General features: G+C 66.7%; 11 protein-coding genes. 6 read left to right on the top strand and 5 right to left on the bottom strand.

The window, feature by feature from the left end; translation table 11 throughout:
* Positions 1-97 precede the first annotated feature (97 nt).
* A complete protein-coding gene (locus LGR64_RS05355) occupies positions 98-607 on the top strand; it encodes a DUF1993 domain-containing protein (protein ID WP_012206773.1) in 510 nt (169 codons plus the stop codon).
* Positions 608-635: 28 nt separating this feature from the next.
* Here the strand turns inward: LGR64_RS05355 and LGR64_RS05350 are convergent, their stop codons facing one another.
* From LGR64_RS05350 to LGR64_RS05340, 3 genes are all read right to left on the bottom strand, one after another.
* Entirely contained in the window at positions 636-1,925 is a 1,290-nt protein-coding gene (locus tag LGR64_RS05350) for an MFS transporter (RefSeq protein ID WP_141834462.1), read from the bottom strand.
* A gap of 126 nt (positions 1,926-2,051) precedes the next feature.
* Positions 2,052-5,684 (bottom strand): hydantoinase B/oxoprolinase family protein, encoded by a 3,633-nt coding sequence (locus tag LGR64_RS05345; protein ID WP_141834459.1) that lies wholly within the window; start codon positions 5,682-5,684, stop codon positions 2,052-2,054.
* A gap of 233 nt (positions 5,685-5,917) precedes the next feature.
* Complete coding sequence (locus tag LGR64_RS05340; RefSeq protein ID WP_012206776.1) at positions 5,918-6,700, bottom strand: putative hydro-lyase; 783 nt, start codon at positions 6,698-6,700, stop codon at positions 5,918-5,920.
* Between the two features lie 126 nt (positions 6,701-6,826).
* Between LGR64_RS05340 and LGR64_RS05335 the strand changes: the two genes are divergently transcribed.
* Positions 6,827-7,756, top strand: a complete 930-nt coding sequence (locus tag LGR64_RS05335) for a LysR family transcriptional regulator (protein WP_012206777.1) — start codon at positions 6,827-6,829, stop codon at positions 7,754-7,756.
* On the opposite strand, the gene LGR64_RS05330 is transcribed toward LGR64_RS05335, so the two are convergent.
* A complete protein-coding gene (locus tag LGR64_RS05330; protein WP_141834456.1) occupies positions 7,753-8,709 on the bottom strand; it encodes a LysR family transcriptional regulator in 957 nt (318 codons plus the stop codon). The genes LGR64_RS05335 and LGR64_RS05330 overlap by 4 nt on opposite strands.
* A gap of 115 nt (positions 8,710-8,824) precedes the next feature.
* Between LGR64_RS05330 and LGR64_RS05325 the strand changes: the two genes are divergently transcribed.
* Genes LGR64_RS05325 through LGR64_RS05310 form a run of 4 tightly spaced genes read left to right on the top strand, consistent with a single transcriptional unit; the run spans position 8,825 to position 12,968 of the window.
* Entirely contained in the window at positions 8,825-9,790 is a 966-nt protein-coding gene (locus LGR64_RS05325) for a Bug family tripartite tricarboxylate transporter substrate binding protein (protein ID WP_013801414.1), read from the top strand.
* Positions 9,791-9,797: 7 nt separating this feature from the next.
* The gene (locus tag LGR64_RS05320) at positions 9,798-10,826 is read left to right on the top strand and encodes a 4-hydroxythreonine-4-phosphate dehydrogenase PdxA (RefSeq protein ID WP_141834453.1); all 1,029 of its coding nucleotides are present in this window, start codon (positions 9,798-9,800) and stop codon (positions 10,824-10,826) included.
* A gap of 28 nt (positions 10,827-10,854) precedes the next feature.
* Complete coding sequence (locus tag LGR64_RS05315) at positions 10,855-12,027, top strand: L-rhamnonate dehydratase (RefSeq protein ID WP_017404352.1); 1,173 nt, start codon at positions 10,855-10,857, stop codon at positions 12,025-12,027.
* Between the two features lie 11 nt (positions 12,028-12,038).
* Positions 12,039-12,968, top strand: coding sequence for a dihydrodipicolinate synthase family protein (locus tag LGR64_RS05310; protein WP_141834450.1), 930 nt, complete (start codon positions 12,039-12,041; stop codon positions 12,966-12,968).
* Positions 12,969-13,007: 39 nt separating this feature from the next.
* On the opposite strand, the gene LGR64_RS05305 is transcribed toward LGR64_RS05310, so the two are convergent.
* The gene (locus tag LGR64_RS05305) at positions 13,008-14,774 is read right to left on the bottom strand and encodes an alkaline phosphatase D family protein (protein WP_141834447.1); all 1,767 of its coding nucleotides are present in this window, start codon (positions 14,772-14,774) and stop codon (positions 13,008-13,010) included.
* Between the last annotated feature and the right edge of the window lie 130 nt (positions 14,775-14,904).

Here is a 14,904-nt window from a genome sequence, read left to right as displayed (position 1 = left end):
GCGGCAAGTGAAAGCAGTTGCTGTTAGCCTGTGCCGGCTGGCGATGGATGCAGATGCATGCGATTGCCAGCCATTCACAATCCTTAGCGAGCCCGCAATGACCAGCCCCCTGTACACCGCCTCCATTCCCGTCCTGCAGCAGATGCTGAAAGCCCTGTCCGACGTGCTCAAAAAGGCCGAGGAACACGCCGCGCAGAAGAACATCGATCCCGACGCCCTGCTGCAGGCCCGCCTGTTCCCCGACATGTTCCCGCTGGTGCGCCAGGTGCAGATTGCTGCGGACTTCGCCAAGGGCATCGCCTCGCGCCTGGCCGGCGCCGAGGTGCCTTCGTGGCCCGACACGCAGACCAGCTTTGCCGACCTGCAGGCGCTGATCACCAAGGCGCTGGACCATGTGGGCTCGTTCGCGCCCGAGCAGTTCGCGCAAAGCGAGTCCCGCGAGATCGTGCTGCGCCCCGGCACGCCCAAGGAAAAGAAGCTGAGCGCCAGCGCCTACCTGCTGCACTACGGCCTGCCGCAGTTCTTCTTCCATGTGACCACCGCCTATGCCCTGCTGCGCCACAACGGTGTCGAGGTCGGCAAGCGCGACTACATGGGCAGCTACTGAGCGTGCCGTGGCCGGTCTGGCCTGCGCTTCACTGCGCGGCCAGATCCCGGCCTCGCGTCTCCGGCAGGCACATGGCGAACATCACCACCATCACGTAGCCGGCCGTGGCGCAGATGCCGATGGCCGTGCCCAGCGACAGGCCCAGCCGGTCGCTGAACACGCCCACCAGCGCGGGGAAGGTGGCCCCGATGCCGCGGCCGAAGTTGTAGCAAAAGCCCTGGCCGGAGCCGCGCAGTTCGTTGGGGAACAGCTCGGCCAGGAAGGCTCCGGCGCCGCTGAAGATGCCCGACATGAAAAAGCCCAGCGGAAAGCCCAGCACCAGCATCCAGGCATCGGTGATGGGCAGCAGCGTATAGGCATAGGCCAGGCTGCCGGCGCCGATGGCGAACAGCGTGAAGGCCAGGCGCCGGCCCAGCCGGTCGGAAGCGTAGGCACCGCACAGGTAGCCGGCAAAGGCGCCAAAGATGAACATGAACTGGTAGCCGCCCGAGCCCAGCACCGTCAGGTGGCGTTCGTTCTTCAGGAAGGTGGGCAGCCATACGGCAATGGCGTAGTAGCCGCCCTGCATGCCGGTGAACATCAGGCTGGCCAGCACCGTGGTCTTGAGCATGCCGCCCTTGAAGATGTCCAGGAAGTGCCCGCTGCGCTCTCCCCGGCCCACGGCGGCGCGGGTCTTCAAGTAGACCTCGGGGTCCTTGACGGAACGGCGGATGAACAGGATCAGCAAGGCCGGCAGCAGGCCCAGCAGGAACATGGCCCGCCATGAGATCTCGGGCGGCAGAAACGAGAACAGCGCCATGGACACCAGCACGGCCGCCCCCCAGCCTATGGCCCAGCTGCTTTGCACCAGCCCCACCGCCTTGCCACGGAAAGCCGGCCGTATGGTTTCCGCGATCAGCACCGAGCCCACGGCCCATTCGCCGCCAAAGCCCAGCCCCTGCAGCGTGCGGGCCAGCAGCAACTGGCCCGGCGTCTGCGCGAGGCCGCAGGCGAACGTGAAAAGGGCGAACACGAGGATGGTCCACTGCAGCACGCGCACACGCCCGTAGCGGTCCGCCAGGATGCCGGCCATCCAGCCGCCGACGGCCGAGGCCACCAGGGTCGAGGTGCCGATCAGGCCGACCTCGGTCTTGCTCATGCCCCACAGCGACAGCAGGATCGGCGTGACCAGGGGCAGCGTGTAGTAGTCGAAGGAATCGACCGCGTAGCCGCCGAACGAGGCCGTCAGCGCGCGTTTTTCCCGGGGTTCGAGCTGGCCCAGCCAGCTGCCCTGCGACTGTTCGCCAGCCAGGGGCTTGGCATTTTCAAGGCTTGTCATTTTTCAGTCTCCTTGCGCTTCGGTATGGAGAAGCGTCTTGCCCTCAATGGCATTGCATCGGTGATGAACCAGGCCTGGCCGGGCGGCCCTCATCTACCACCCGGACAGACCCCTGCAGGCGGCGTGTCAGGTCGCCGTTCCGTAGCCGCCGCCCCCCGGCGTGCAGACCTCGAACACATCGCCGGGCTGCATCTGCACGGCACCGATGTGCTCCAGCGCCTCGACCTGGCCATCGGCGCGCAGCACACGGTTGATGCCCGGCTGCCCCGGCTGGCCGCCCGCCATGCCGAAGGCCGGGTTCAGGCGTCCGTTGGACAGAATGCTGGCCGTCATGGCTTCCAGGAAGCGCACGCGCCGCACACCGCCGCTGCCCCCATGCCAGCGCCCGCTGCCGCCCGAGCCTTCGCGGATGGCATAGCTGTCCAGCATGACGGGGAAGCGGAACTCCAGCACCTCCGGATCTGTCAGGCGCGAATTGGTCATGTGCGTCTGGACGACGCTGGTGCCGTTGAACCCGCGCTCCACCCGGCCCTCGGCGTCCAGCAACGCGCCCGCGCCGCTGCCGCCGGCAATGGTTTCGTAGTACTGGTGGTGCGCATTGCCGAAGGTGAAGTTGTTCATGGTGGGCTGGCTGCCCGCCATCACGCCCAGCGCGCCGAACAGCGCATTGGTGATGCAGGTGGAGGTCTCCACATTGCCCGCCACCACCGAGGCCGGTGCATTGGGGTTGAGCATGCAGCCCTGGGGAATGATGACCTTCAGAGGCTTGAGGCAGCCCGCGTTGAGCGGAATGTCGTCGTCCACCAGCGTGCGGAACACGTACAGCACGGCCGCCATGCACACGGCGCGCGGCGCATTGAAGTTGTTGGTCTGCTGGGCGCTGGTGCCCGAGAAGTCGATGACCGCGCTGCGGCCCGCCGTATCCACGGTGACGGCCACGCGGATCTGCGCGCCGTTGTCCAGCGGCAGCGTGAACTGCCCGTTCCTGAGCCGCGTGATGACGCGGCGCACCGACTCCTCGGCGTTGTCCTGCACATGGCCCATATAGGCCTGCACCACGGGCAGGCCGAACTGGGCCACCATCTTGCGCAGCTCCTGCACGCCTTTTTCATTGGCCGCGATCTGGGCCTTCAGGTCGGCCAGGTTCTGGTGCGGGTTGCGGCTCGGGTACTCGCCGCTTTGCAGCAGCTCGACCATCTCCTGGCCGCGCAGCACGCCGCGATCGACCAGCTTGAAGTTGTCGATCTGCACGCCCTCTTCCTCGATGCGCGTGGAAAACGGCGGCATGGAACCGGGCGTGATGCCGCCCACGTCGGCATGGTGGCCCCGGCTGCCCACGTAGAAGGTGGGGGAGGCCTCGTCGGCCACGTACACGGGCGTGATGACCGTGATGTCGGGCAGGTGGGTGCCGCCCTGGTAGGGGTCGTTGAGCACATAGACATCGCCCTGGGCCATGCGCCCGGCGTTCTTGCGGATCACCGTCTGAATGCTCTCGCCCATGGAGCCCAGGTGCACGGGCATGTGCGGCGCATTGGCGATGAGGTGGCCCTCGGCGTCGAACAGCGCGCAGCTGAAGTCCAGCCGTTCCTTGATGTTCACCGAGTAGGCCGTGTTCTGCAGCTGCAGGCCCATCTGCTCGGCGATGTTCATGAACAGGTTGTTGAAGACCTCCAGCAGCACCGGGTCCACCGAGGTGCCGGCCGCGTACTCGGCCTTGCGCGCGACCACGCGGTCCAGCACCAGATGGTCCAGCGCCGTGAGCCGCGCCAGCCAGCCGGGCTCGACCACCGTGGTGGCATTGCGCTCGGCGATGATGGCCGGGCCGGGAATGGCGTCGCCGGGCCGCAGGTCCTCGCGCACCACCAGGGCCGCGTCATGCCAGGCACCGTCGGAGTACATGCGCACGGTTTCGCGGCGCGGATGCTCGCGCGGCGGATGCTCCTGCAGCACCGGCTCGCTGGGCGCATCGCCCGCAATCACGGCTTCGACGGAAACGGCTTCCACCACCAGGCCCTTGCCCGCCATCAGGAAGGCGAACCGCTGGCGATAGGCCGACTCGAAGGCCGACTGGATGTCGTCCAGCCCGCCGAAGGGCACGGCCAGGGCGGAATCCGTGCCCTCATAGCGCACATGCACGTTGTAGCGTACCTGCACGGGGCTGGCGCCGACCTGCTGGCGCTCAAGCTCGGCCTTGGCCGCGTCGCCCAGCGAATCCAGCGATTCTGCGATCAGCGGCAAGGCCGCCGCAGACAGCGCCACCTCCATCGCCTGTTCACGGATGACGGTCTGGTCCGCCAGGCCCATGCCGTAGGCGCTGAGCACGCCGGCCAGCGGATGCACGAACACACGGGTCATGCCCAGGGCATCGGCCACCAGGCAGGCATGCTGGCCGCCCGCGCCGCCAAAGCACTGCAGCGTGTAGCGCGTCACGTCATAGCCGCGCGCCACGCTGATCTTCTTGATGGCGTTGGCCATCTGCTGCACGGCGATGCGGATGAAGCCTTCGGCCACTTCCTCGGGCCTGCGCCCAGTCTGCACCGCCAGTTCATCGAAGCGCGCCCGCACGGCCTCGCCATCGAGCCGCTCGTTGGCGGCCGGGCCGAACACGCTGGGGAAGTAGCGGGGCTGGACCTTGCCCACCATCACGTTCGCATCGGTCACGGCCAGGGGCCCGCCACGGCGGTAGCTCACGGGGCCGGGGTTGGCACCCGCGCTCTCCGGTCCCACGCGAAAGCGCGAGCCGTCATAGGCCAGTACCGAGCCGCCACCGGCGGCCACCGTGTGGATGCTCATCATCGGCGCGCGCATGCGCACACCGGCCACCTGGGTCTCGAACTCGCGCTCGAAGGCGCCAGCGTAGTGGCTGACATCGGTGGAGGTGCCTCCCATGTCGAAGCCGATGACCTTGTCGTGCCCGGCCAGCCCCGCCGTGCGGGCCATGCCCACGATGCCGCCGGCCGGACCGCTCAGGATGGCATCCTTGCCCTGGAAGCTGCCCGCATCGGCCAGCCCGCCGGAGGACTGCATGAGAAACAGCCGCACGCCCGGCATCTCGCCAGCCACCTGCTGTACATAGCGGCGCAAGATGGGCGAGAGGTAGGCATCGACCACCGTGGTGTCGCCCCGGCTCACGAACTTCATCAGGGGGCTGGTCTCGTGCGAGGTGCTGATCTGCGTGAATCCCGCCTGCCGCGCAATGCGCGCCGCAATCTGCTCGTGCCGCATGTAGCGGTAGCCATGCATGAAGACGATGGCCACGCTGCGCAGGCCCCGGGCATGGGCCTGCAGCAGCGCGGTGTGCAGGTGCAGCACGTCCAGTTCCTGCTGCACTTGCCCATGGGCATCGACGCGCTCAAGCGCCTCCACCACCTCGCTGTACAGCAGCTCGGGCAGCTGGATATGCCGGTCGAACAGGCGCGGGCGGTTCTGGTAGGCAATGCGCAGCGCATCACGAAAGCCCCGCGTGGTCACCAGCAGCGTGGGCTCGCCCTTGCGCTCCAGCAGCGCATTGGTGGCCACCGTGGTGCCCATCTTCACGCACTCCACAAGGTCCGGCGTGACCGGCTCGCCGGGCTTGAGGCCCAGCAGGTGGCGGATGCCGGCCACGGCCGCATCACGGTACTGCTCGGGGTTTTCCGACAGCAGCTTGTGCGTGGCCAGGCTGCCATTGGGCCGCTTGCCCACGATGTCGGTGAAAGTGCCGCCGCGGTCTATCCAGAACTGCCAGCGCCTGTCATGGGGAGTGGAGCGTTCTTGCATGGTGTCGGAACCCGTTTGTCTCGAAGTTGAAGTCAGGGAAACCGTGGCCTGGAGCACGGCCCTCCGCCGGTGCCCACCACTGGCGTCCAATCTAAAAGTGCCCCTGGACCGCGTCCATCGAGAAGTTTTCGCCCCCTCTGTTCACGAAAACTGAACAGGTGCAGCCCCTTGCCGGCCGGCGACGCAAAGAAAAAGGCCCGCCGAAGCGGGCCCCAAGCCAGGCAGGCAGGCCGTCAGAACGCGGCCAGATGGCTGTTGCGCAACTCCGTCACCAGCATGTGGCCCGGCTCGTGCGTGATGGCGAATGGCAGGGCCGCCGAGCGGATGGCCTGCTGAGGCGTCACGCCGCAGGCCCAGAACACGGGGATCTCCCCGGGTTTGAGCGCCATGGGCTCGCCGAAGTCCGGCCGCTCGATATCGGCAATGCCGATCTGCGCGGGGTCGCCCAGGTGCACGGGCGCCCCATGCACGCTGGGAAAGCGCGAAGTCACCTGGATCGCACGGATGGCCTGGGCGGCCGTCATGGGCCGCATGCTGACCACCATCCGGCCACCGAACCGGCCCGCCTGGCCGTTGGCAATGTCGGTGATGAACATGGGAGCGCCCCGGCCCTCGTCGATATGGCGCACGGGCACGCCCGCATCGCGCAGCGCGTCCTCGAAGGAATAGGAGCAGCCGATGACGAAGCCCACCAGGTCGTCGCGCCACAGGTCCGTGAGGTCATTCACCTGCTCGGCCCTGTGACCATCGCGAAACACCCAGTACGAGGGCAGGTCGGTCTTCAGATCGATATCGCCGAGCTCGGGCACGCGGCTGCTGCCGGGCTCGGTCACGCCGATCAGCGGGCAGGACTTGGGATTCAGCCGGGCAAAGCGCAGGAACTCCTCGCTGCACTCGCGCGGCAGTATCGCCAGGTTGCCCTGGGTGTAGCCGGGGCACTGCCCGGCCGTCTGCCCGCGAAAGCGTCCGGCGCGCACCTCCTGTCGGAATTCGGTCGGATGGGTCCAATGCGTCATGGGGGAGCCTCTATTGAATGGAGATGCCCCCCAATGTAAAAAGCAGCAGGCCACCGGTCCACTCAGGAATTGTGCGCAGCCTCTCCCAGAAAAACTGAACAGCCACCTCAGCCCGCGCAGACCCCCATGAACATCCGCTTTCTGGAAACCTTTGTGCTGCTGGCACGCATCGGCAGCGTGCGCCGCGTGGCCGAACTGGTGCATGCCAGCCCCGGCGCGGTCTCCATGCGCATACGCGGGCTGGAGTCGGACCTGGGCGTGACCCTGTTCCACTGGGACCGCAAGACGCTGCAGATCACCGATGCCGGCGCCCGCTTGCTGCGGCATGCGGAAGCCGTCATCGAAGCCACACGCACCCTGGAGCGTGCCGCCAGGTCCGACGACGCCATCGGCTGCCGCCTGCGGGTCGGCGTGCTGGAGACGGCGGTACACACCTTCCTGCCCGAATTCGTCAAGGCGATGGGCGCCAGCCTGCCGCACATCGAGCTGGACCTGACCGTCGATCTGAGCACCCACCTGTCGGAGCAGATGATGCGGCGCGACCTGGACCTGATCGTGCGCACCGGCAGCGGCGTGGACCCCCAGTTCGCCGTGGTCGAGAACCTGCTGGAAGTGCCCGTGCACTGGATTGCCAGGCGGGGCCTGGTGCCCAGGAAGGATGGTCTGCACAAGGCGCTGGGCAAGCAATTGCTGACCCAGATGCGCGGCACCGGCCCCTATGAGCAGGCCGTGGCCATGGCACAGCAGCTGGCCGTGCAAAACGGCATGGTCTCCAGCGACCTGCGCATCTCGGGATCGCCCTCGCTGGCGGCCCTGGTCTCGCTGGTGCGCGAGGGCCTGGGCGTCGCCATCATGCACGGCATGCTGGTGGCGCCGCAGCTCGAAAGCGGTGAGCTGGTGGAGCTGGAGCTGCCCACGCCGCCCTCCTTTCGCATCACCACCTGGTACCCCAAGAGCCCGTCGCCCGGCGTCACCGACACGGCCCAGGTGCTGCGCCGCGTCTGCAAGAGCTACTGCAAGCGGGTGAGCCCGCATCTGGCGCGGTACATCGGCTAGGGCACGGATGCCGGCGGCGGCTCCTGCCCGTGCAACAGCGCCAGAAAGCTGGCGGCCGCCTGGCTCAGCGGCCGGTCGCGTCGCACCAGGCTGCCGTAGGCCTGCAGGTTGCGGCGCATGCGATAGGGCAGGATGCGGACCATGCCGTGCGCGGCGCTGTCCCGGGCCACGGCCTGCGGAATCACGGCGATCAGGTCGGAGTTGCGCACCAGGTTCATGGTGGTGAGGATGGAGCCCGTCTCGATCAGGCCGCGCGGCAGCGGCAGGCCGTGGGCCTGGAATTCCTGGTCGATCAGTGCGCGCATGGGACTGCCGGGCGGCTGCAGCACCCAGCCATGGGCCTGCAGCTGCGCAAAGCCCAGGCTGCGGGCACGCGCCAGCGGATGGCTGCAGCCCACGATGATGGACAGGGCCTCGTCATCAATCGTGCGGAACAGATGGGCGGGATCGGCCTGCCCGGTCTGCCGGCCCACCACCACCTCCAGCACGCCGTCCTGCAACTGCGCCAGCAGCCGGTCGCTGGTGTCCACGGCCACCTCGATGGACAGCAGCGGCCACTGGCGCTTGAGCGCCAGCAGCGCCTGTGTCAGCCGCCCCGGCGAGGCCGCCATGATGCTGCCCACGGCCAGCCGCCCCGCACAGCCCTCGCGCAGTTCCTGCAGCTCGCGGTTCAGCGCCTCCATGCCGCCGCGCAGATGGCGGAAGTAGCCTGTTACGCGCTCGCCGGCGGCATTCAGTTGCAGACCGCGCCCCACGCGGTCGAACAGGGGCAGGCCCAGCGCGCTTTCCAGCTCATGCAGCATCTTGGTGGCGGCCGGCTGGCTCAGCCCCAGCTCGGCTGCGGCGCCGCGCAGCGTGCCCTTCTGGTCGATGGCCAGCATCAGTGCCACCTGCCGCATGCGCAGGCGGTTGAGCAGTTGCGGCGTGCTGTCCCTGCGGTCGATGGAGCCCATAGGAATATCCCGCGAATTGATTACCCAAGGTTATTGATTCATCAGCAACTTTCAGTTTACGGCAATCAATTGCCTGCCTAGCATGGGTCCACAACAAAAGCACCGGAGACAAGACATGCAACGCCGCCCCCTGCTGCTGGCCGCAGCTGCCCTGCTGCCCGCCATCGCCCTGGCCCAAACCCCGCCGGACTGGCCCACGCGGCCCGTGCGCATGCTTGTGGGCTCGGCCCCGGGCGGCGGCACGGATGCCATGGCACGCGCCGTTGCCGACCGGCTGGCGCCGCTGCTGCGCCAGCCGGTGATCGTGGAAAACCGCCCCGGCGTCTCCAACACCCTGGCCGTGGACATGACGGCCAAGTCCACGGACGGGCACACCATGGTGATGGGCGTGGTCACGGCCCATGCCATTGCCCCGCACCTGCTCAAGCTGGGCTACGACAGCAACCGCGACCTGGTGCCCGTGGCCTATGTGGGCGCAGTGCCCAATGTGCTGGTGGTGGGCAACAACCTGCCCGCGAACTCGGTGCAGGAACTGGTCGCCCTGGCCCGCAAGGAGCCCGGCAGGATCAACTTCGCCAGCAGCGGCACGGGCAGCACCCAGCACATCGCGGCCGAGATGTTCAAGGACGCGGCCGGCATTGAACTGACCCACGTGCCCTACAAGGGCAGCGCCGCCGCCCTGGTGGATCTGGTCAGCGGCCAGGTGCAGATGAGCTTTGACACCATGCCTTCGGTGATCGGCCAGATCAAGGCCGGCAAGCTGCGCGCCCTGGGCGTGACATCGGCCCGGCGCAACGCCCAGCTGCCCCAGGTTCCCACGCTGGCCGAGGCCGGCCTGCCCGGCGTGGAGATAGGCGCCTGGTACGGCATCTACATGCCAGCGGCCACACCCCGCGCCGTGCAGGCCCGGGTGCACGACGAGGTCAACAAGGTGCTGGCCATGCCCGAGACGCGCACGCGCCTGGAGGCCGTGGGCGCCGAGCTGCAGCCCATGGGCCAGGCGGAGTTCATCGCTTTCCACACGGCCGAGTACCAGCGCTTCGGCGAAATCATCCGCAAGAACCACATCAAGATCGACTGAGCCGCACATGCCCGCATCCGAACTTCCCGTCGTCGCCCTGACCCTGGGCGATCCCGCCGGCATAGGCGCCGAACTGATCGCACGCCTGCTGGCGCGGCCCGAGGCCATGCAAAAGGCCAACATCGTGCTGGCCGGCGACCCCTGGCTGTGGCAGCAGGGCCAGCGCATCGCGGGCCTGCAGGTGCCCACCACACCCATCGCCAGCATGGCCCATGCAAGGGGCCGCACCGATACCGCCCTGCCCGCCTTCCTGGCCCTGGACACGGTGGCCCCCGATGCCGTGCACCAGGGCCGTGCCGAAGCCGCAGGCGGGCGCTCGGTGCTGCAGGTGCTGGACCGGTGCATGGACGCGGCCCAGGCCGGCCAGATCGACGCCATCTGCTTTGCGCCGCTCAACAAGCAGGCCATGAAGCTGGGCGGCCTGCGCCATGAGGACGAGCTGCACCACTTTGCCGAGCACCTGGGCGTGACCGGCTATTTTTGCGAATTCAATACGCTGGGCGATCTGTGGACCTCGCGCATTTCGTCGCATGTGCCGCTCAGGGACGTGGCCGGCTATCTGAGCCAGGAGCGCATCGCGCAGGCGGCCGAGCTGATCTACCGCGCGCTGCTGGCCAGCGGCATGGCGGCCCCCAAGGTGGCGATTGCGGGCTTCAACCCACACAACGGCGATGGCGGCACCTGCGGGCGCGAGGAGATCGACATCATCGCGCCGGCCGTGCGCACGCTGCAGGCCCGCGACTGGCCCACGCCCGATCCGTTCCACGGACCCTTCCCGGCCGACACCATCTTCCTGAAGGCCCAGGCGGGCGAGTACCAGGCCATCGTGACCATGTACCACGACCAGGGCCAGATCGCCATCAAGCTGCTGGGCTTCTCGCGCGGCGTGACCGTGCAGGGCGGCCTGCCGATCCCCATCACCACGCCTGCCCACGGCACGGCCTATGACATCGCGGGCCAGGGCCGGGCCAGCGTGGAGGCAACCTGGCAGGCCTTTCTGATCGCCTGCCGCATGGGCGCCGCGCGCCTGTCCTGACTGACTTCACTCCCTCGCCATCACCATCATGAAAATCAAATCCGTCCGCGCCCGCGTCTACGAATGGCAAGGCAAGACCGTGCCGCCCCAGGGCAACTTCTGCTCCAACGCCATGGACCTGCTCTATGCGCCGCAGGAGACCATGTCCACCTTCCGCTTCCATTCCTGGACGGTGGTGGAGATCGAGACCGACGACGGCATCGTCGGCCTGGGCAACGTGGCGCTGGCGCCGCGCATAGCCAAGGCCATCATCGACGAGTACCTGGCGCCCCTGGTCATCGGCCACGACCCCTGGGACTACGAGTACCTGTGGCAGCGCATGTACCGCGCCACGCACGCCTGGGGCCGCAAGGGCGTGACCATGGCCGCCATCTCGGCCGTGGACCTGGCCATCTGGGACATCCTGGGCAAGAGCGTGAACAAGCCTGTGTTCAAGCTGCTGGGCGGGCGCACCAAGGAAAGGATTCCCTGCTACTACAGCAAGCTCTACCGCACCGACCTCAAGGCCATGCAGGAAGAGGCGCAGAAATTCCTGGACCAGGGCTTCAAGGCCTTCAAGATGCGCTTCGGCTACGGCCCGGCCCATCTGCAGGAAGGCGTGCGCGAGAACCTGCGCTCGGTCGAGGCCGTGCGCGAGGTCATAGGCTACGACTGCGACCTGATGCTGGAGTGCTACATGGGCTGGAACCTGGAGTACGCCAGGCGCATGCTGCCCAAGCTGGAGAAGTTCGAGCCGCGCTGGCTGGAGGAGCCCGTGATCGCCGACGACATCGACGGCTACGCCGAACTCAACCGGCTCACCAGCATTCCGATCTCGGGCGGCGAGCACGAGTTCAGCCTCTACGGCTTCAAGCAGCTGCTGGACAAGAAGGCCGTCAGCGTCGTGCAGTACGACACCAACCGCGTGGGCGGCATCACGGCGGCGCACAAGATCAACGCGCTGTGCGAGGCGTTCAGCGTGCCCGTCATCCCGCATGCGGGCCAGATGCACAACTACCACCTGACCATGAGCACGCTGGCCTCGCCCATGGCCGAGTACTTCCCCATCTTCGACGTGGAGGTGGGCAACGAGCTGTTCTGGTACATCTTCGACGGCGAGCCCGTGGCCGAGAACGGCTTCCTGCAGCTCAGGGACGATGTGCCGGGCCTGGGCCTCACGCTCAAGACCGAGTACCTGGACCAGTTCCGCATCGTCGAATGAGGGAGCACGCCATGCCCGGAATTTCTCGGCCGCGCTACAGCGGCATCTTCCCCGTGGTCCCCACCACCTTCCACGAGGACGGCACGCTGGACCTGGCCAGCCAAAGGCGCTGCCTGAATTTCATGATCGACTCGGGCGTGGACGGCCTGTGCATCCTGGCCAACTTCTCCGAGCAGTTCCTGCTGGCCGATGACGAGCGCGAGGTCCTCACGCGCACGGCGCTGGAGCATGTGGCGGGCCGCGTGCCCGTGATCGTCACCACCACGCACACCTCGTCGCGCGTGTGCGCCGAGCGAAGCCGCCGCGCGCAGGACATGGGTGCGGCCATGGTGATGGTCATGCCGCCCTACCATGGCGCCACCTTCCGCTTCGGCGAGCCCCAGATCCAGGCCTTCTTCCAGGCCGTGTCCGATGCCATCGCCATTCCCATCATGGTGCAGGACGCGCCGGCCGCAGGCACGCCGCTGTCCCCCGCCTTCCTCGCGCGCATGGCCCGCGAGATCGAGCAGGTCTGCTACTTCAAGATGGAAACCGCAGGCGCCGCCGGCAAGCTGCGCGAACTCATCGCCCTGGGCGGCGAGGCCATCGAAGGCCCCTGGGATGGCGAGGAAGCCATCACCCTGCTGGCCGACCTGGAGGCCGGCGCGACGGGATCGATGACGGGCGGCGGCTTTGCCGACGGCATACGCCCCATCATCGAAGCCCACAGAAACGGCGACCCCGACACCGCATTCGCCCTCTACCAGCGCTGGCTGCCCCTGATTAACCACGAAAACCGCCAGGCCGGCTTCCTGGCCGCCAAGGCGCTGATGAAGGCCGGCGGCGTGATCGCCTGCGACGCGCCGCGCGCGCCCTGGCCGCCCATGCACCCCGAGGTGCGCCGCCAGTTGCTGGACATTGCACGGCGGCTCGATCCGCTGGTGCTGCGCTGGGGGCGCTGAAAGGCCGGAGCGCCCCTCCCATACAGCCCCGCAGCACGTTCAATCTGCCGCAGGCTGCACAGCCTGCAGATGGTTGGAAAAGCCAGTCTCCGTCTCGCAGCGCCAGGTGGCCCACAGTTTGCTCCCGCCGCTCGATCCGGCATCCAACTCAAGCGCCAGCCAGTTCCTCGCGGGCATCACGTATTTGTTGTGACCAGGGAACAGCATCATCTTCACGGTGTACTGCACATCAATATCCTGTGGCTTGCTTGCCGTGCTGTTGAGCATGAACAGAAACAACCGCTCTGCCACCCCCATCAGCGAAGGGTGCACAACCGCCGAAGAGGTGAACTGCTGGATCTGGGCCCAAGTCTGCGTAGACTGAATGTCGCGCCGGTAGGCAATACCCCAAGCCGCCACATGCACGTCGCCAGACACCAGGGACACGCGCAGCCTCTTGTCACGGGCCAAGCCCGACAGCACTTCCAGCAGGCGCTTGCGCTCGCCCTCATGGTCGTCGTGCGACCAATGGTCCTTGAGATCGTCAGCATTGCTGTCAATGACATGGTCCTGGCCAAAGGTGTCCAGCAGACCCTCCGCCAGCGACAGCTTGGGATGCACGACCGGCACCGAAGACATGAACAGCAGGTGCTGCACGGGCACCTGCGTATCCGGTCCATCAAGGCTTGCAAGCCACCCCTTAAGTCGGGACCAGGCGGATTCACCCAGCACCTGCGTTCTCGATCGCTCAGTGCGCAGGTCCGCAGCGACCAGCGCAAGAGGCCCCAGCCTGTAGGCGCATGAAAAACCTGGCTGCCGATCCAGCAGCGGCAGGGCCAGGGCATCGCCGTGCAGAAGCTCGGACCAATCGATCTCCTTGTAGATCGGATCCTTGACGGAAAAGCCGCCGGGCGTCGCGTCCTGCAGTTCGGGCAGATCCTTCAGCGCATGCTGCATCTGGAACACCCAGAATGCACGACGCGCATGGCGAAAAAGAATGCGGAACAGAGGGGAATGCTGCATTTCGCAGCTATAGGAGCCCCAGCCATCGAAGATGTCATGGTCGTCCCACATCATGACGGTGGGGATGCGCGCCATGGCATCTGCGGCATCCCAGCTTGGCTGCTTTGCATGCCAGGGACCACGGTCACGGGGCAGCCAGCGCTCGGCATAGAGTTCAAGGTAGTAGTTGCCGATTTCGCGCTCGAGCGCCTCGCTCACCTCGAAATGGAGCTGTTTTTCCCTTGGCAGGCGCACCCATTGCTTGAGCGCATCGATCTTCTCCCAGATGGAGTCGAAATAGATCTGGTCACCGCCCATCAGCATCAGATGGAAACGCTGCAGGTCGCGGTCGTGTATCCGCTCTTCGTGCCAAAGCTGCTCCTTGTCCAACAGCTTTTCGCGCTGGGGGTCGCGCAGGCGCCTGTCATGGCTGTACAGCAAGTCTTCCCAGACCGCGTTTTCCGGCCGCACGAGCTTGCGCATTCCGGCAGGGTCCGAAAATCCGTTGCACGACACATAGGCCACGCGCGGTGCATCGGCCTTTCCCGGAACGGTGAATGACCATTTCATGCCGCCCTTGATGCCGAACTCCACCCGCCGCTCGTCTTCTTGCAAGGGGCAGGAAAGGTCGTATCTCAGCGTGCGCTGGCCTTTGTGCAGCAGCAATTCAAGCGGAGGCTGGCAATCACGGCCCTCCACCCTCAGCACGGGTAGCGCCACGGTTTCGTCCACCCCAATGAGCGCGGTCACTTTCCAGGTGCCGCCATCGCCACTGACGCCCCGGAACGAAAGCACCGGGCCGATCAGCAAAGTCTTTACCGCCATGACTCCCTCCGATTTCTTCAGTACCTGAAATGAATGCCGACAGAGCCGCCAAATTCTGCACACTCAAACTTCATCTCCAATACAGGGTAATTCCGAAAATCTTCATGCTCATCCCACTCGGCCAAGACAC

Origin of the sequence: Delftia sp. Lp-1, from assembly GCF_020523835.1 — a bacterium.
In the GTDB taxonomy this organism is placed as follows: Bacteria; Pseudomonadota; Gammaproteobacteria; order Burkholderiales; family Burkholderiaceae_C; genus Comamonas; species Comamonas acidovorans.
Note: the sequence above shows the minus strand (reverse complement) of the source record. Positions and strands in the feature narration are given on the sequence as shown.

Bases quoted from the DNA above. Each gene is read 5' to 3' on its own strand.
- LGR64_RS05330 (WP_141834456.1), bottom strand. From the start codon at position 8,709: ATGGGCTCCATCGACCGCAGGGACAGCACGCCGCAACTGCTCAACCGC.
- LGR64_RS05350 (WP_141834462.1), bottom strand. From the start codon at position 1,925: ATGACAAGCCTTGAAAATGCCAAGCCCCTGGCTGGCGAACAGTCGCAG.
- LGR64_RS05310 (WP_141834450.1), top strand. From the start codon at position 12,039: ATGCCCGGAATTTCTCGGCCGCGCTACAGCGGCATCTTCCCCGTGGTC.
- LGR64_RS05340 (WP_012206776.1), bottom strand. From the start codon at position 6,700: ATGACGCATTGGACCCATCCGACCGAATTCCGACAGGAGGTGCGCGCC.
- LGR64_RS05345 (WP_141834459.1), bottom strand. From the start codon at position 5,684: ATGCAAGAACGCTCCACTCCCCATGACAGGCGCTGGCAGTTCTGGATA.
- LGR64_RS05335 (WP_012206777.1), top strand. From the start codon at position 6,827: ATGAACATCCGCTTTCTGGAAACCTTTGTGCTGCTGGCACGCATCGGC.
- LGR64_RS05305 (WP_141834447.1), bottom strand. From the start codon at position 14,774: ATGGCGGTAAAGACTTTGCTGATCGGCCCGGTGCTTTCGTTCCGGGGC.
- LGR64_RS05315 (WP_017404352.1), top strand. From the start codon at position 10,855: ATGAAAATCAAATCCGTCCGCGCCCGCGTCTACGAATGGCAAGGCAAG.
- LGR64_RS05355 (WP_012206773.1), top strand. From the start codon at position 98: ATGACCAGCCCCCTGTACACCGCCTCCATTCCCGTCCTGCAGCAGATG.
- LGR64_RS05320 (WP_141834453.1), top strand. From the start codon at position 9,798: ATGCCCGCATCCGAACTTCCCGTCGTCGCCCTGACCCTGGGCGATCCC.
- LGR64_RS05325 (WP_013801414.1), top strand. From the start codon at position 8,825: ATGCAACGCCGCCCCCTGCTGCTGGCCGCAGCTGCCCTGCTGCCCGCC.